The sequence below is a fragment of the Agrobacterium sp. A3-95 genome (assembly GCF_053521785.1).
This window is the reverse complement of record NZ_JBNWDR010000003.1, coordinates 341658-359236: the sequence shown is the minus strand read 5'-3', so window position 1 is coordinate 359236 and position 17579 is coordinate 341658. Positions and strand designations below refer to the sequence as shown.

14 protein-coding genes are annotated in these 17579 nt (G+C 59.7%); 7 read left to right on the top strand and 7 right to left on the bottom strand.

From position 1 onward, the window contains the following. Positions 1-5: 5 nt before the first annotated feature. The 5 genes from ACQZ5Y_RS11140 to ACQZ5Y_RS11120 all read left to right on the top strand — a co-directional run bounded on the left by ACQZ5Y_RS11140 (position 6) and on the right by ACQZ5Y_RS11120 (position 5233). Positions 6-1106, top strand: a complete 1101-nt coding sequence (locus ACQZ5Y_RS11140) for a class I SAM-dependent methyltransferase (RefSeq protein WP_174049807.1) — start codon at positions 6-8, stop codon at positions 1104-1106. Between the two features lie 160 nt (positions 1107-1266). Continuing rightward, positions 1267-2061, top strand: coding sequence for a peptidoglycan editing factor PgeF (pgeF, locus tag ACQZ5Y_RS11135; RefSeq protein ID WP_174049809.1), 795 nt, complete (start codon positions 1267-1269; stop codon positions 2059-2061). Continuing rightward, complete coding sequence (locus tag ACQZ5Y_RS11130) at positions 2062-3213, top strand: M24 family metallopeptidase (protein WP_025594132.1); 1152 nt, start codon at positions 2062-2064, stop codon at positions 3211-3213. It abuts the gene before it with no gap. Positions 3214-3303: 90 nt separating this feature from the next. Next, positions 3304-4080 (top strand): hypothetical protein, encoded by a 777-nt coding sequence (locus ACQZ5Y_RS11125; RefSeq protein ID WP_025594133.1) that lies wholly within the window; start codon positions 3304-3306, stop codon positions 4078-4080. A 220-nt stretch (positions 4081-4300) separates the two neighbouring features. Then, positions 4301-5233 (top strand): ribose-phosphate pyrophosphokinase, encoded by a 933-nt coding sequence (locus ACQZ5Y_RS11120; protein WP_003513466.1) that lies wholly within the window; start codon positions 4301-4303, stop codon positions 5231-5233. Positions 5234-5463: 230 nt separating this feature from the next. On the opposite strand, the gene ACQZ5Y_RS11115 is transcribed toward ACQZ5Y_RS11120, so the two are convergent. Genes ACQZ5Y_RS11115 through ACQZ5Y_RS11100 form a run of 4 tightly spaced genes read right to left on the bottom strand, consistent with a single transcriptional unit; the run spans position 5464 to position 8932 of the window. Continuing rightward, on the bottom strand, positions 5464-6312 hold the full coding sequence (locus tag ACQZ5Y_RS11115) for a phosphatase PAP2 family protein (protein WP_065662230.1): 849 nt from the start codon (positions 6310-6312) through the stop codon (positions 5464-5466). After that, on the bottom strand, positions 6302-7810 hold the full coding sequence (locus ACQZ5Y_RS11110; RefSeq protein ID WP_174049811.1) for an ArnT family glycosyltransferase: 1509 nt from the start codon (positions 7808-7810) through the stop codon (positions 6302-6304). The genes ACQZ5Y_RS11115 and ACQZ5Y_RS11110 overlap by 11 nt, the downstream gene beginning before the upstream one ends. Continuing rightward, positions 7785-8072 (bottom strand): lipid-A-disaccharide synthase N-terminal domain-containing protein, encoded by a 288-nt coding sequence (locus ACQZ5Y_RS11105; protein ID WP_019565216.1) that lies wholly within the window; start codon positions 8070-8072, stop codon positions 7785-7787. Before ACQZ5Y_RS11105 ends, ACQZ5Y_RS11110 begins: the two co-directional genes overlap by 26 nt. Positions 8073-8092: 20 nt before the next feature. Next, positions 8093-8932, bottom strand: a complete 840-nt coding sequence (locus tag ACQZ5Y_RS11100; protein WP_025594139.1) for a glycosyltransferase family 2 protein — start codon at positions 8930-8932, stop codon at positions 8093-8095. A gap of 190 nt (positions 8933-9122) precedes the next feature. Between ACQZ5Y_RS11100 and ACQZ5Y_RS11095 the strand changes: the two genes are divergently transcribed. Further along, the gene (locus ACQZ5Y_RS11095) at positions 9123-11390 is read left to right on the top strand and encodes a methyl-accepting chemotaxis protein (protein WP_174049813.1); all 2268 of its coding nucleotides are present in this window, start codon (positions 9123-9125) and stop codon (positions 11388-11390) included. 143 nt (positions 11391-11533) lie between these two features. On the opposite strand, the gene adh is transcribed toward ACQZ5Y_RS11095, so the two are convergent. The 3 genes from adh to ACQZ5Y_RS11080 all read right to left on the bottom strand — a co-directional run bounded on the left by adh (position 11534) and on the right by ACQZ5Y_RS11080 (position 16376). Continuing rightward, positions 11534-13051 (bottom strand): aldehyde dehydrogenase, encoded by a 1518-nt coding sequence (gene adh / locus ACQZ5Y_RS11090; protein WP_174049815.1) that lies wholly within the window; start codon positions 13049-13051, stop codon positions 11534-11536. Between the two features lie 173 nt (positions 13052-13224). Further along, positions 13225-14184: a helix-turn-helix domain-containing protein gene (locus tag ACQZ5Y_RS11085; protein WP_080800320.1), complete on the bottom strand. Its 960-nt coding sequence runs from the start codon at positions 14182-14184 to the stop codon at positions 13225-13227. 107 nt (positions 14185-14291) lie between these two features. Beyond that, positions 14292-16376, bottom strand: a complete 2085-nt coding sequence (locus tag ACQZ5Y_RS11080) for a putative bifunctional diguanylate cyclase/phosphodiesterase (protein ID WP_026330768.1) — start codon at positions 16374-16376, stop codon at positions 14292-14294. 300 nt (positions 16377-16676) lie between these two features. Between ACQZ5Y_RS11080 and ACQZ5Y_RS11075 the strand changes: the two genes are divergently transcribed. Beyond that, positions 16677-17288, top strand: a complete 612-nt coding sequence (locus ACQZ5Y_RS11075) for a 50S ribosomal protein L25/general stress protein Ctc (protein ID WP_003513485.1) — start codon at positions 16677-16679, stop codon at positions 17286-17288. The last annotated feature ends 291 nt before the right edge of the window (positions 17289-17579 follow it).

The following is a 17579-nucleotide window of genomic DNA, read 5'->3' as shown; positions in this document are numbered from 1 at the left end:
CTGCCATGACGACACCGCTTGCGCAACGCATCAAATCCCTCATCCGCCTGAACGGCCCGCTCAGCGTCACCGATTTCTTCTCGCTTTGCCTTGCCGATCCTGAACACGGTTATTACCGGAGCCGCGAGCCTTTCGGCCGATTGGGCGATTTCATCACCGCTCCGGAAGTCAGTCAGCTTTTCGGCGAAATGCTCGGCGTTTTCGTGGTTCACGCCTGGCAGCGCCATGGCGCACCCGCAGATATTCGTCTGGTGGAAATCGGCCCCGGCCGCGGCACCATGATGTCTGACATGCTGCGCGTCATCCGCCGCATCGCCCCACCGCTTTACGAGACGATGCGGGTGCATCTGGTGGATACCAGCCCTCGCCTTTGCGCCATCCAGAAAGAGACGCTCGCTGCGCATGCCGAACGGCTGACATGGCATGACAGTTTCGATGCGGTGCCTGAAGGTTTCCTGCTCCTCGTCGCCAACGAGCTTTTCGACGCCATCCCAATCCGGCAATTCGTGAAAACGCCGCAGGGTTTCCGCGAACGGGTGGTCAGTCTTGGTACCGATGGTGAACTGGTCTTCTCGACTGGGCTTGCCGGCATCGACCCGACGCTGCTGCCGCCCGGCCCGGAACGGCAGCCGATTGGCAGCATATTCGAGATCTCACCCGCCCGCGAAGCCGTAATGACTGCAATCTGCCAGCGCCTGTCCGCATATGGCGGCACCGCACTCGCGATCGACTACGGCCATCTGGTCGCCGGGTATGGCGACACATTGCAGGCCATGCGCAACCATGCCTTCGACCCGCCGCTTTCTCATCCCGGGCAAGCCGATCTGACCAGCCATGTCGATTTCGAAAGCCTTATCAGGACGGCTGAGGCAAACGGCGTTCATGTCAACGGCGGCATCAGGCAGGGCGACTTTCTTTATGGTCTTGGCCTGAAGGAACGGGCAACCGCCCTTGCCGCAAAAGCTACACCCGACCAGACGCTTGAAATCGCCGAAGCGGTCAACCGTCTCGCTGGCGAAGGGGCTGGCAGGATGGGGGAACTTTTCAAGGTCATCGCCGTTTCAAGTCCCGCGCTCCATCTCATGCCGTTTCGCGCGGTGGATTGACAGTGCAATCACCTCTGGGCCAACATCGGCCCAGAACGAAGCAAGCGAACGCAGACACACTGCACCAGACAAACGCCGCGCAACGCCGCGGCAACAGGAAACATCTCGCTTAACGCATCCCATTGGCCAACAGCGACATTCTCCAAGGAACTCCCGCACCATGCAGAACGAAACGCTGCCGCTCCCCATCCAGAGCCCCCTGCTTGCCGCCTTGAGTGAAAACCGTGTCCGTCACGGTTTCTTCACGCGGCAAGGCGGTGTCTCCGAGGGGCTTTATCAGGGCCTCAATGTCGGCCTCGGTTCGAATGACGAGCCGGAACTGGTGCGGGAAAACCGCCGGCGCGTCACGCAATGGTTCGGCTTGTCTCCGGAACGTCTCGCCACCGTGCATCAGGTCCATTCTCCTGATGTCCTTGTGGTCGATGAAAGCTATGACGGCAGCCGCCCGCAGGCCGATGCGATGGTGACGGCGACACCGGGTTTCGTGCTCGGCGTTCTGAGCGCCGATTGCGGCCCGATCCTTTTTGCTGACGCTGAAGCGGGCGTTGTGGGTGCCGCCCATGCCGGCTGGAAGGGTGCATTGTTCGGCGTGCTCGAAAACACGATCGAGACCATGAGGAAGCTGGGCGCCAGCCGCGAGCGCATCTCTGCCTCTCTCGGCCCCTCCATCAGCCAGGCCAATTATGAGGTCGGGCCTGAATATGTGGCGCGCTTCACCGATTTCGATCCCGCCTATGCGGCCTATTTCACCGCTTCGGACAAAGGCGGCCATGCGCTATTCGACCTCAAGCAATTTACAGTAGACCGGCTGGTCAATGCGGGCGTGAGAGCGGAAAACCTCGGCCTATGCACCTATCCTGATGAAGAACGCTTCTATTCCTACCGACGCACGACCCACCGTGCCGAGCCCGACTACGGGCGGCAGATTTCCGCAATCGCAATTCTGGAGGACTAAATGGCCCTGCACTTCGAGCTCTCGGAATTCGATGCCCGCCGCGAACGGCTGATTGCGAAGATGGCGGAAGAGAAGCTAGACGCCATTCTGCTTTTCGCCCAGGAAAGCATGTACTGGCTTACCGGCTATGACACCTTCGGCTACTGCTTCTTCCAGACGCTGGTGGTCAAGTCGGACGGCTCCATGATGCTTCTGACCCGTTCGGCGGATATGCGGCAGGCCCGAAATACTTCGACGATCGAAAATATTCTCGTCTGGGTCGACCGGCCCAATGCCGACCCGACGCTCGATCTTAAGAACCTCCTCAGCGATCTCGATCTCCTTGGCGCCAAGATCGGCGTGGAATACGACACCCACGGCATGACCGGGCGCGTCGCCCGCCTGCTGGACAACCAGCTTGCCAGCTTCTGCCAGATGATCGACGCCTCCTATCTGGTCAGCAGCTTGCGGCTCATCAAGAGCCCAGCCGAGATCGCCTATGCGAGGAAGGCAGGCAGACTTGCGGACGAGGCTCTGGACGCTGCACTGGAACTCATCAAGCCCGGTGCGGACGAAGCCGCGATCCTCTCGGCAATGCAGGGAGCGGTTCTGGCCGGCGGCGGTGACTATCCCGCCAATGAATTCATCATCGGCTCCGGCGCGGACGCGCTGCTGTGCCGTTACAAGGCCGGGCGCCGCAGGCTCGATGACAAGGATCAGTTGACGCTGGAATGGGCGGGTGTCAGCGCCCACTACCACGCCGCCATGATGCGCACGGTGGTGATCGGCGAACAGGACTTCCGCCAGAAGGAGCTTTACAGCGCCTGCCTGCAAAACCTCACCGACATCGAAGAGGTGCTGCGGCCCGGCAAGACCTTCGGCGATGTCTTCGACGTGCACGCCCGCGTCATGGACGAGCGTGGACTGACCCGCCATCGCCTGAACTCCTGCGGTTATTCGCTGGGCGCGCGTTTCTCACCGTCATGGATGGAGCATCAGATGTTCCATGCCGGCAACTCGCAGGAAATCGCCAGCGACATGACCCTGTTCGTGCACATGATCGTGATGGATTCCGATTCCGGCACCGCCATGACCCTCGGCCAGACCTACCTCACCACGGAAGGCGCGCCGGAACCGCTCTCGCGCCATAGCCTCGATCTTCTCACAGCTTAAATCTGCACCGGGTTTGACAGAGCGGGAAAACCGGCCCTACATTGCCGCCACCTTGGGCAAGAAGGAGCGGAACATGAGAGGAAACGTCGCATGAGCCGGACAGGGTTTACCCGCCCTTTCCAGACGTTTGTCGTTTCGGTCCTCGTCATTCCGGCGCTGGCGTTGACCCTGTCGGCCTGCAACACCACGGAGGCGCTGACGCCGCAGGTGAATGTCGGCCACAATAGCTCGCAATCGACACCGGTGACGCAGGGCGATCTCGACCAGATGGCTGCCGCCGCCGACCGCGCGCCCGCAGGCGCACCGGCAACCGCCTCTTCCGTGCCCGCTTACGCACCGCAGAACTCCCTGCAGGCGCAGGCACAGGCGCTTTCCAACGGCAATGAGTACGGCGAACCTCTTGGTCAGACCCAGTCTACCGCACAATCTGCAGGCCACTCACCCGCCAGCACCCAGCCGCCGCCTCCACAGCAGACGGCTGCACTTGCCCCCGCCGCTTCCGGCAACACCATCCGCTTCCTGCCGATCATCGGCGCGCCCGTTCAGGCTGTTACGCCGCTTTCGCGGCAACTGGGCGCCGAGGCGCGGGCAAAGGGGCTGACAATCCGCGCCTCCAACGACAATTCGGCAGAGAACATCCTCAAGGGATATTTCTCCGCCTTCGCCGATGGCAGCAAGGTCAACATCATCTACGTCTGGGACGTTCTGGATGCCAATGGTGTCAGGCTCCATCGCCTGCAGGGGCAGGAAACGGTGGCAGCCAAGGGCAGCGATCCCTGGGCCGCCGCGACCGACAGGGTCATGCAGGATATCGCCGCAAAAACGCTCAACGAGTATTCGTCATGGAAGCAGTCTCAAAGGGGATGAGATGAAACGGCGGGAGAAGTCACAGAGATTTCATGAAAATCATTGCGAAAGCACGGAGTCCTCTTGCAATCGGAAGCAACAACGCTATTAAGGCGCGCATGGCAACAAGGCGTATCCGGCAAAGGCTTTTCAGCCGGATGTTCCTCCCCTTGAACGACGCTTGGTTACGGCAGACACTTTCCCGTGGCGCAAGGCGATTGCATGGAAACAGGCGGGCGCAATGAAGGTTTTCGCAGGCAATTCGAACCGGCACCTTGCCGAAGCGATCTGCAAGTATCTCAACGTTCCCTTGGGAAATGCCACCGTAAAGCGGTTTGCTGACCAGGAAATTTTCGTAGAAATCAGTGAAAACGTACGCGGGGAGGACGTTTTTCTCGTCCAGTCCACTTCGTTTCCGGCAAACGATCATCTGATGGAACTGCTCATCATGATCGATGCCATGCGCCGCTCCTCGGCAAAACGCATCACGGCAGTACTCCCCTATTTCGGTTACGCCCGCCAGGATCGCAAAGCCGGCCCCCGCACACCGATTTCCGCCAAGCTCGTCGCCAACCTGATCACCGAAGCCGGCGCCGACCGCGTTCTGACGCTCGATCTTCACGCCGGCCAGATCCAGGGCTTTTTCGATATTCCGACCGACAACCTCTTCGCAGCGCCCATTCTGGCCCGCGATATCAAGGACCACTACGACACCAACAACGTCATGGTCGTTTCGCCTGACGTTGGCGGTGTGGTGCGCGCCCGTGCCCTGTCGAAGCGTCTGGACTGTCTGCTGGCCATCGTCGACAAACGCCGTGACCGTCCGGGTGAATCCGAAGTCATGAACGTCATCGGCGACGTATCCGGCAAGGACTGCATCCTGATCGACGATATCATCGATTCCGGCGGCACGCTCTGCAATGCTGCCGAAGCGCTGTTGAAAAAGGGCGCAACCAGCGTCACTGCCTATATCACGCACGGCGTGCTTTCCGGCGGCGCCGTTGCCCGCGTGGCCTCATCGAAGCTGCGCGAACTCGTCATCACCGACAGCATCCAGCCTACCACCAGCGTCCAGTCCGCGCACAATATCCGCGTGATCAGCACTGCGGGCCTTCTGGGCGAAGCGATCAACCGCACCGCGCAGGAACAGTCGGTTTCCGGCCTGTTCGACTGAAGCAATCGTTTCTCTCGTACATCTGCAAAATCACTGCATCCGCATACTGTCACCCCGGATTAGTCCGGGGTCCAGTGCGATCAAGTCTTTGATCGCGTAAGATCCTTTCTTACGGCGCGTCCGCGCCGTGGCTGGATGCCGGTTAAAGATTGGCATGATGAGAAGAAGGCTTATCAATTTTGCCAGCTATCTCAGCATCCGCAGAGATCGCAGCACTCCATCTGCACCACTCAGGAAGATGCCGTGCCCGCATCCGGCGGTCGTTGCAGCCGTGTGGCGGCGGCCTTGATTTTCGGCCACCAGCGCCGAGCGCGGGTGCGAACAGCATGGCTGCCATTGCGCCAAAGGCTGATGGCATCGGCCGTAACGGCATCGCCGGTAAATAGATGACGATGACGGGCAATTGCCAGCGCCCGGTAAAGGAACAGCGTCGTCAGTGCGGAAAACAGCACGGACATCACCACATCGCTGAGAAAATGCCCGCCAGCTGCAATACGCAGACCGGACATGAGGATGATGGCGCCGGCGGCAGTGCTGCCCATGAAAAGACGCCCGCCCCATTGCAGGCGGTTCCAGACAAGCGCGCAGAGCGGCAGGAAAAAGCTCGCTATGAGCGCCGTTTCCCCGGAGGAAAACGAACAGTTTGAATAACATTGCGTGCTGAACTGGAAAGGCGGCGTAAAAAGCTGATGTCCACCGAAATCGCTGACGCTGAACGGGCGGGCGCGGCCGATATTGGCCTTCAGCACCCCGTTTACCAGAAGCCCGGCGCAGAGCACCACAGGCCCGCAGAGAAAGGCCCAGACGCGCCAGCCGGTGCGCTGCATCGCGCCCAGCCTGATGTTGCCGACCAGAACGATGAAGGCCAGAAGTGCGGCCAGTTCCGTTAACTCCCGCAACGTATCGCGAAACCATTCCGGAACCGGCAGGCTTCCAGCCCACAGGCGCGCTTCGGGCGAGAAAAACAGGGAAGAAAACTCGAGGTCGATGGACGGGAAGGTCGCGAACAGGATGACGAGCGCCAATGTGGCGAACGTAACCCAGATCGTGATCCGCATATGCGAAAGATCATTGTCCATCGGCAACCCTCGGGATGCATTGTGGCGGCAGACGCCAGAGACCGATTTCCTTGCCCTCGAACGAGCCCGGCCCGGCAACCCAGGTCGATAGCGGCGCCTCGCCATTGAGACAGCCCGGCAGGCTGTCCGCCCTCGCAAGATAGACGGGATTTGTCGCCTCTCCGGCTTTCAGCGGGTAAAGAAGCGCGTAGTGGCTGGAAGGAACGCCGGTTTCAGGCAGAGCGCGCGGCATGAGCAGCTTTTCGTCCCGCAGCTGATAAAAGAGCTCGGCCAGAATGGAGCGATCTGCAGCGACGATTGCATCCGCCCCCGCCTCTCGCGCCCTTGAAAGGCCGGTCGACACAAGCTCCGAGCCGCCGAGATAACGCTTCATCGCCAGGTCGCCATTCGGCAAGCGCAATTCCGTTCCGGCAATCGTCATCAGCGGCAGTGCGATGGCAACGATGCCGCCGAGCACAAGGGTGGAGACGGTAAGCCAGCGCCGGGATGCCAGGACAGGCACCGCCAGAAGCACGCCCGCGGCATAAGCCCCCACCGCCCAATTGGCGAGCGCCCGCGACATCAGCCCCTGTGCCGTGATCAGAAGCACGATCGGTACCGAAAGGGCGACAAGCGCCCGGGTTTCAGCGGTTTTGGCCCTGAACGTCGCGACGATCATGCCGATGAAGACGAACGGCCCGACAACACCCGCCTGCGAGAAGAAGAACTCGAGCGCCGGACCGATTTTCAGCTTAACGCCATGCCAGTTGGCATTGTCCGCCGTGTGGCGCGCGGTCATGAAATCATGCGCAGCATTCCACCACAGATTGGGAGCGATGACGGCGGCGCAGACAACTACAGCAATACCGGCGTCACGCCAACGGATGCGCCAGCCCACGCACAGCCAGCCGGCAGCGATGAAGCAGGGCAGAAAATAGATCATCGCATATTTAGACATCAGCCCGAGGCCGAAGCTTAGACCGAGCGCAATGCTCCAGAGCATCGCGGACACACCGGCAGCGCGTGCTTCCGCAAGCTTGCGCACGCAGATCATCGACAGCACGATGAACAGCATCATCGGCGTATCGGTCGAGATCAGAAGACTGCCGAGCGTCACGGCGGGCAGCGTGAGGTAGATGACAGCGGCAAGCGAGGCGAGCTTCGCATCATAGATCATGCGCCCGAGCGCAAGGATCGCCGCGGCCGCTATGCCATGGATGACCGGGGCGGCGAGCCGCACGTCGAAGGTGCTCTCGCCGCCGCTCAGAGTGGTGGCGGCGCGAATGATCCAGCCGATCAGCGGTGGCTTGGAATAGGCGCCGAACGCCATCTCCCGGCCCCACAGCCAATATTGCGCCTCATCAACGAAAAGATCGGTGCGGTTGAAAGCAAGCCCGAGGACGCGCAGCACGGTGACGAGCACGATTGCCGCAAGCGCAAACGTCATCCATTGGCGCTGCTCATTCGCCTGCGCGTAAGGCAGAGCTGCGGCCTCATGCATGCTGGCGGCGTTCTGCATGGATCAACCAGAGATTTCGGGCATAAATGAACAGGCCGGAGGCCTGTCCCAGAATGAAAACCGGATCGCGACGCCAGATCGCGTATAATAGCAGCACAAGGCCGCCGACGATGGAGAAATACCAGAAGGCTACCGGAATGACCGAGCGGTTCGCCCGTTCCGACGAAATCCATTGAACCAGAAAACGCATGGTGAACAGCATCTGGCCCATAAAGCCGGTGCAGACCCAGAGAAATTCCTTCCAGCTGTTCACATGCAGCATGGACCATAAGGCCGGTGCGTTCACGGCGATGTCTCCGTTTTGAAGGTTTCGGCCCAACTTGCCCGCTTGCGCCGCCGCAACAGCCAGGCAACGCCGATCAGATCGTGGATGCCGACAAGCGCGCGGCCGATATTGGTGTAATGGGAATTGCCATGCAGGCGCGCCCGGTGCGTGACGTCGACATGGGCAACCTGCCAGCCGTCGCGATTGAAGAGCGCCGGAAAATAACGGTGGTGGTGATCGAAATAGGGCAAGGCGAGATAGGCGTCGCGACGGAAAGCCTTGAGGCCGCAGCCGGTATCCCGCGTGCCGTCCTTCAATATCCGCGCCCGCAAGCCATTGGCGAAGCGGGAGGAAAGACGTTTTGCAAGCGTATCGCGCCGGCCGACGCGCTGCCCGGCCACAAGCGCAAGCCGGCTCGGCGCGTTCGAGGCAAGAAGCGGCGCAAGAAGCGCCGGCAGATTGTCCGGCGGGTTCTGCCCGTCTCCGTCAAGCATACAGACAACCGGCGCGCGCGCTGCCTGCACACCGCTGTGGATCGCAGCCGATTGCCCGCCCTGCCGGTCATGCCGCACCAGCCGCAGCATCGGATAACGCCCGGCAAGCGAAAGCGCCACATCCGCCGTGCGATCGGAAGATGCGTCGTCCACCACGATAATCTCGAACGGACCGACCGGCTGGCAGGCAGCAACGATCTCAGCGACAAGCGTTTCCACGCTCGCTTCCTCATTGTGCATGGGTACGATAACCGCGAAATCCGGGATCGATCTCAAAGGGGCTCCGTCATATCCATCCGCGGGTGTTCCGCAAACATCGTCGATAGTGGCAAGAGCAGGAGCGCGAAAAGCTTGCATGAATATGAACAGCCGTTGAACTTCGCACGGTATGCGCCCGTTCCATTGCAGTTTTATTACGGAGAATGGCCGGCCAGGGCCTTGGATTTTTTCACGGTATGCGGGAAATAATCATACAATTCCCCGCCAAGCTTAACGCGACCGTAAACAATTGTTGCGACGGTACCGCAACGTTCTTTTGGGGGGAGGAAACAGGATGCCGGGTGCAAATCCGACTGCTGTCAAAGCTAAATCATTGTCAATCAAGGCCAAATTCGCAGCGCTCGTCACGGGCGCGACGCTGGTTTCGTGCCTGGCCGTTGGGCTGCTGTCATACGAAATGGGCAAGTCCGGCCTGATCGACGCCAGCAAGATCAGGCTCGAGACGGTTGCGGGAAACCAGTCCAAACAGCTTGATGCCTATACGCTGCGCGTCGAACAAAGCATTTCCGAGCTGTCGCAGAACGCTGCGATCGCTCAGGCGCTGGAAACCATGACCACGGTCGTACCGACGGAAAAGGATGCGATCATTCAGGCATTCCGCCGCGAGGGCGTATCCGAGGAGGAGCGCGCCTCCTTCAACGGTGAAGGTTTGCGGCTGCTCTATGCCATTCGCCACGCCACGATCAACGCGGCCATCGCCAGCGTCTGGCGCAACACCCGGGTCAGCGACATCTACGTCATCGACAAGGCAGGCCTCATTATCTATTCCGTGACCAAGGGCAAGAACTTCCTGACCAATGTGACGGAACCGCAAAACAGCACGATCAAGGAATTGTTCGACCGCATCGAGGCCGGCAAGGACGGTGTCATCAGCACAACTGGGTTCAGCGATGGCGGCACCAATGACTCGGCCCTGATCGGCATGCCGCTTGCGGTCTCGAACTGGGGCCAGTTGCAGCGCAAGGGCGCCGTCATCATGCGCATTTCCGCAGACCGTATCGGTGCGGTGGTAACACCTGAGGAAACCGGCAAGTCCATCGACGACGCCGTTCTTCTGAGCGCTGAAGGCAAACTTCGCGCGGGCGTGCTCTCCGGTGGGGCTGGTGTCGCCGTTTCCGAAAGCCTCGCGGCACTTACAGGTGCCAGCGAAGCCGGAACGGTCATGGCGAAGACCCCTGCGGGCAGCATCTTCTACGCCTATCGTCCGGTCTCCGTTTTCGGACAGAAGCATCTTCTGGCCATCGGCCAGCAGGAGAGCAAGGTGCTGGCAGCGGCCAATGATCTCGCCTTCTGGGCAACGCTTGCAACACTTGCGGTGCTTGCCGTCATGACACTCATCGGCATTTTCGTTTCCGCCAGCCTGACCAAGCCGCTGACCGGCCTTGCCGGGTTGATGGAACGTCTGAACGGTGGTGACCATAATATTGAGATCAAGGCCGTTTCCCGTGGTGACGAAATCGGCACCATGGCGCGCGCACTGGAATCCTTCCGCCAGGGCATTCTCGACAAGCAGCGCATGGAAACCGAGTCCCATCGCAAAAGCGAGGAACTGGACGAGGAACGTGCACAGCGTGAGATGGAAAAGGCAAGAAGTGCAAAGGAGCTGGAAGAAGCAGTCGATGCGCTTGCGACCGGCCTTGCCAATCTTGCTGCGGGCAGGCTCGATCTTCGCATTGAAAAACCCTTCGTGCCGTCGCTCGACCATCTGCGCATCGATTTCAACAACTCCATAGCGGGGCTGGATGCGACGATCTCCAGCATCGGCGAAAGCGCCAATGCCATCCGCTCCGGCTCCGGCGAGCTGAAAAGCGCATCGGAAGATCTGTCGCGGCGCACGGAACGCCAGGCAGCCGCCCTTGAAGAAGCAGCCGCCGCACTTGGAGACATGACGCAGGCCGTCAACGTTTCACTCTCCCGCTGCGACGTCGCAGTCGGAACGACGGCGGAAACCATGCAGGATGCCCATAAATCCACCGCTGTCGTCAAAGAAGCGATCGTCGCCATGGAGCGTATCGAGACGTCGTCGTCAAAGATCCGCCAGATCATCGACGTCATCGACCAGATTGCCTTCCAGACCAATCTTCTGGCGCTGAACGCCGGGGTTGAGGCCGCCCGCGCCGGTGAGGCCGGAAAGGGCTTTGCGGTCGTGGCACAGGAAGTGCGGGAACTCGCGCAGAAATCGGCGGCTGCCGCACGGGATATCACGACGCTCATCGCTACCTCTGCGGGCGATGTGGAAAGCGGCGTGGCACTGGTGCTGAAAACCGGAGAAAGCCTCGAGCAGATCCAGAAACGCATCCAGTCGGTCAACGATCAGATCGGTGAAATCGCCACAGCTTCGCGCGAACAATCCGGCCGCCTCGGCGAAATCAACGCCTCCGTCAACGAACTCGACCATGTGACGCAGCAGAACGCGGCGATGGTGGAGGAAACGACGGCTGCGGCCTTCTCGCTCGCAAGCGAAGCTGATGGCCTGACCGAACAGGTGGGCCAGTTCTCCGTAGGTGCCACCCGAAACCGCGACCAGCGTTACGCGGCATAGTCCGCAGCAAAAAAAGGCCGGAGGCAAAACCTCCGGCCTTTTATTTTGCTGAACTTCATCCGGGTTCCCAGGGACCGAAGCCCCTGGGAACTCGCCGGCGGCCGGAAATCAGGACGATCCGTCGCCGGCTTCCGGGGAGGAACTCAGAAGAAGCCAACCTTGTTCGGGCTGTAGGATACGAGCAGGTTCTTGGTCTGCTGATAGTGATCGAGCATCATCTTGTGGGTCTCGCGACCAATGCCAGACTGCTTGTAACCACCAAAAGCGGCACCGGCCGGATAGACGTGGTAGCAATTGGTCCACACGCGGCCCGCTTCGATGCCACGGCCAGCGCGATAGGCGATATTGGTATCGCGGCTCCAGACGCCAGCGCCAAGACCGTAAACCGTGTCATTGGCGATTTCGAGCGCTTCTTCCACCGTCTTGAAGGTGGTGACCGAAACGACAGGACCGAAGATTTCCTCCTGGAAAACCCGCATCTTGTTGTTGCCTTCGAAGACCGTCGGCTGAATGTAATAACCGTCCTTAAGATCGCCCGTGAGCGTCTTGCGGTCACCGCCAGTCAGAACCTTTGCGCCTTCCTTCTTGCCGATATCCAGATAGCGCATGATCTTGTCGAACTGTTCCTGCGAGGCCTGCGCACCCAGCATGGTCGACGGATTGAGCGGGTCGTCCTGGCTGATGGCCTGAACGCGCTTGATCGCCTTTTCCATAAAGCGGTCGTAGATCGATTCATGCACCAGCGCACGCGACGGGCATGTGCAGACTTCGCCCTGATTAAGCGCGAAGAAGGCGAAACCTTCAAGCGCCTTGTCAAGGAAAGCGTCGTCTTCATTCATCACATCGGCAAAGAAGATGTTCGGCGACTTGCCGCCCAGTTCCAGCGTGATGTTTGTGACATTGTCGGCCGCATAACGCATGATTTCCTTGCCGACCGGGGTGGAGCCGGTGAAGGCGATCTTGGCGATGCGCTTGCTCTGCGCCAGCGGCTTGCCCGCTTCAACACCAGTGCCGTTGACGATGTTGAGCACGCCCGGCGGCAGCAGGTCTTCGATAAGCTCCATCACCACCAGAATAGAAGCAGGCGTCTGTTCCGCCGGCTTCAGTACCACGCAGTTGCCCGCGGCGAGTGCCGGTGCAAGTTTCCATGCGGCCATAAGGATCGGGAAGTTCCACGGAATAATCTGGCCGACGACGCCGAGAGGCTCATGGAAATGATAAGCGACCGTGTCATTGTCGATTTCGCCGATCGTGCCTTCCTGCGCGCGGATGCAGCCCGCGAAATAGCGGAAATGGTCGATCGTCAGCGGAATATCCGCATTGGTGGTCTCGCGTAGCGGCTTGCCGTTATCCCAGGTTTCGGCCCGTGCGATGAGATCCAGATTGTCCTCGATGCGCTGAGCGATCTTGAGCAGGATGTTGGAACGTTCGGTAACGCTCGTCTTGCCCCACTTCTCCCGCGCCTGGTGGGCGGCATCCAGTGCGAGTTCGATATCGGCCGCATCGGAGCGCGGAACCTCACAAATCTTGTGACCCGTTACCGGCGACAGATTGTCCATGTAGAGGCCGGATTTCGGCTCCACCCATTTGCCGCCGATGAAATTTCCGTATTTCAGCTTGAAGGGCGCTTCGCCAGCTTTGTGCTGAACCTGAATATTCATGATTTCATCCTCCCTGATGAAAACGATCCGCGACGGACCGCATGACAGGAAGGTGGGCCTAGATGATCGTGGCGGGTAGTGGCACCGCGCGGTTCCGCAGCGCACATTGTCTCACATCTGCGACAAACCCGCTCCGATCCCGCTGAATTGACCGGGTATCCTCTCGGGTAGCCTCAATGCACGTCGAATTTCTTCATCTTGCGATGAAGCGTGGCGCGGCTGATGCCGAGCAGGGACGCGGCCTGCGTGACATTGCCATTGGTGCGCGACAGAACCCGGCGCAAAGCCGAACGTTCCGCCTCCTCAAGATCGGAACCGCCGTCGTGACGCTGTTCCTGCAAGACATCGGCGGCGGGCAGCCCCTGCGCAATGCGATGGTCATCGAGCTTCAGCGCAAGCCGCGCCGCGCGCGTCGCCCCAAGCACGAGATCGTCCTGATCGACCGCAAGCAACGAAAGTGCCGGACTGAAACCCGTAGGCACCACGACGATGCGCGCGCCGGGAAAGGCCCGGCGGAAGAGATTGCCCTCGATACGCTGGGCCGCATCCCGCACCGCCTGCGTGACGAAAGAAAACGTCATTTCGTTGATGTCGTCGCGGCACGTGGAAATATCGAGAGCGCCCGTCACCCGGCCGGTATGGTCGCGGATCGGGGCCGTGGTGCAGCACAGTTCCGTGTTCGATGTGAAGAAATGCTGGTCGCGATAGACCACCACCGAACGTTCGTCGGCAAGTGCCGTTCCAATACCGTTGGTTCCGACGCTCGCTTCGCTCCAGACGGCGCCGGACCAGAGACCGAGCGCCCGGAAATCACGATCGTCGCCGGCAGCACCCCGGCGCTCCAGCGCGACGCCTTGGGCGTCTGTCAAAAGCAGGCAGCAGCCGGATTTGCCGACACTGTGAAAAATGCGGTCGAGTTCATCCGTGCTTTCGGCAATCAGGCCCGCCGCACTTTCGCGTGCGCGGCGGAATTCGACGTCGGTGAGAAAGATCGGCTTGCGGTTTTCCTCCGGCGCAAGACGGTGCGTGACCATGCAACGGCGCCATGAGGCGATGATCGGAGAACTTGCGGCTGCGGAACGTTGGCGCGCTGTTTCATACACGCGGTCCGCATGGGCGACGTCTGTCGGCATTCGCTCCTCCCAAAGCTTTTCGGCAATGGTGCGCTGGAAGCGTTCACGTTTCAACTAAAAACTTTGCGACCCGCATCCGTCAGCGCAACCGCGGGCTGCGCCTGATATCATACCGCCTTGAAATAGCGTTGGCCGGTGGTGGTGACCTCCGGCTCGTCCTCCGTCGAGAGGAACGTGTCGTCGACGAGATTGGCGATGGAGGTCAAGGGACCGGGCCTGCCGAAGAAGAAGCCCTGCACCTGCAGGCAGCCTTCGCGGCGAAGGAACTCGATATGGGCCTTCGTCTCGACACCTTCCGCAAGCACCGGAATATTGAGGCTATGCGCCAGAATGAGCGTGGAGCGAACGATCGCCTCCGACTGCACATTGGTCGACAGGCCATCGATAAAGGCCCGGTCGATCTTGATCTTGTCGAAGGGAAAGCTCTGCAGGGTCGACAGGGAGGAATAGCCCGTGCCGTAATCGTCCATGGCGATCTTGACGCCGAGCGCCTTGAGTTTGCGGATCGTGATCAGCGCGTGGCGGTGGTCGGCGATGATGCTGCCTTCGGTGATTTCAAGCTCAAGCCTCTCAGGCGCAAGCGCCGTCTCCCTAAGAATCTTCTCGACCTTCTCGGGGAAATCATTGTCCGCAAGCTGCTGCGGGGCGACATTGACGGCGATGGAAAGCGATTTTTTCCAGAGAGCCGCCTGCGCGCAGGCTTCGCGCAGAACCCATTCGCCCAATTCGACGATAAAGCCGGTCTGCTCCGCGATCGGAATGAATTCGACGGGCGAGATCATACCGCGTTCCGGATGTTTCCAGCGCAACAGTGCCTCGAAACCGACGATGCTGCCGCTCTTGGTATCATTCTGCTGCTGGTAATAAAGCTCGAACTCGCTGTTGGCGAGACCGCTGCGCATGGCCACGGCAAGCGCGTTGCGTTCGCGTGCGGCTTCATCCATGGATTTGTCGTAAAAGCAGATCGTGTCGGAATTCCCGCCTTTTGCCCTATACATGGCGACATCGGCCTGCGCCATCAGCGTGTCGGCGTCGATGGCGCCGGTATTGCGCACCGATATGCCCACACTCGCGCCGACCGAAAATGTCTGCCCGTTCCATTCGACCGGCCTGCTGATCTGCTCGATCAGCCGCTGGGCGAATTCCGCACCATCGGCGCGGGTGTAATAGGAATGGGTCATCGCCACGAATTCATCCCCGCCCATACGCGCCAGAAACTCCCCGGCTTTCAGAACGGAACTTGCGCGGTCGGCAATGGCGCGCAGCACGGCATCGCCCGCCGCATGGCCGTGAACGTCGTTGATTTCCTTGAAGCGGTTGAGATCGATGGACAAAAGCGCCGTGTGTGCGCCCATGGAGAGATGGCGCGTGCGGCGGTTGAGATGTTCGATAAATGCCGCGCGGTTCGGAATGCCCGTCAGCGGATCGTGCAACGAAAGATGACGATAGCGGGCGACCGCCTGCTGGGTGGACTGGGCGTCGATGACATAGGTGGAAAGCCCGAGCGCCAGCAGGAGAAGCGTCACGGCGATGGCGCCCCCACCCATGATGGCGGGCGGCAGCAGACTTTCCGAAATGACGATGCGCGGATCGAACTCGAACAACATCGAGGCCATGCCGGTGTAATGCATGGAGGCGATGGCCAGGATGAGGAACGCAACAGAGCTATATTGGCAAAACCGGTTGACTGGGCGCGCGATGCGATTGACCGCGAGCGCGCCGAATACAGCCCCGAGCACCAGCGAAGCGATGACGTAGGTCTGGTTCCAGAAAATCATACCCTGGATCTGATAGGCAGCCATGCCGGTATAATGCATGGCCGCAATACCGAGACCGACTGTCGCACCACCCGCTTCCACCAGCGCTGTGCGTCCGCCATAGGCGGAAATGGCAAAGCCGGTTGTCGTTGTGGCAATGGCGATGAGAAGCGAAAGCCCGGTCAGATAGGGATCGTACCCCACCTCCCCGGCAGCGACATAACCCAGCATCGCCACGAAATGGGTGGTCCATATCGCCGACCCACCATTGACACCAGCCAGAAACAGCCAGTTGACCTTTTGCCAACCCCTCGCCTGACGCGCCCTCGAGAAAAGACGCATCGTGACGAAGCTCCCCAGCATGCAGACGAGGACCGCTGCTGTGGTGTATCGGAAGTCATGATCGACGGTAAGGCACTGGAGAACTTTAAGCATTGTCATCTACGCAATTGGAATTCCAGGCAGCCTTATCACTTGCCAAGTTTGCAGCCGGTTTATATGAATGGATAAGCATATATTAAAAGTTGCAATGCACGAGTGAATTAGACAAGTCTAATAAAATCACAGCATAGCATCCGTGGAAAACGGCCGCTCTTGTCTTTGTCTTCCGTTTGTATTATAGCGCCCGCACCCGTGTAGACACCCTTGGAGGCAACGCGGGCGAGATGGCTTTTAGCCTCTCCAGTTCAGCGCCCGCGGGCATGAACTCTCCATATAACCTCGAAAGGAATTGCCATGAGCAAAGAATCGTATGAGCTCAAGGCCGAGGCGCGCGAACGAGTTGGTAAGGGGTCCTCTCGTGAACTTCGCCGCAACGGTTTGATTCCCGCTGTCATCTATGGTGACAAGCAGGCCCCCATTTCCATCGCTCTGTCGACCAACGAAGTAACCAAGCGTATCCACGCTGGCGGCTTCATGACGACTGTGGCGGTAATCGACGTCGACGGCAAGAAGATCAAGGTCCTGCCGAAGGACTACCAGCTTGATCCGGTCCGCGACTTCACCATGCACGTCGACTTCCTGCGCGTTTCGGGCAACACGCTCGTCAACGTTGAAGTTCCGGTTCACTTCGAAAACGAAGAAAAGTCGGAAATCAAGATCGGCGGCGTTCTGAACATCGTTCGCCACACGGTGGAATTCCACTGCCCGGCCAACGACATTCCGGAATTCATCACGGTTGATCTCTCCGGTCTGAAGATCGGCGACAGCGTTCACATTTCGAATGTGAAGCTGCCGAAGAACATCACGCCTGTAATCGCCGACCGTGACTTCACGATCGCAACGATCGTTGCTCCGGCTGGCGGCGTTGCTGAAGAAGAAGAAGAAGCCGGCGAAGCTTCTGAATAATAATCTGCGGCCATAAGGCCAGATAGATTTGAGCTAAAAGGCCCGTTCCGTTTTTCGGAACGGGCCTTTTAGTTTTTATGAACTTTAAAAGCAAAAACCTCTCGCCGCGTGCAGGATGCCGGTCCCGTTTCAGCGTGAATTAACAATTCCATGAAACGATGCCCATTGCGTTATCGTGAAAACACCGGACGGGTTGAAGAAATACAGTGAGGATACAAGGCCGTTGCCGAAAACCTCAAGGATGTCTCTCCGGACGGGGCGGAAACGGGGCGCAGTTATCTGGGGTAGAGG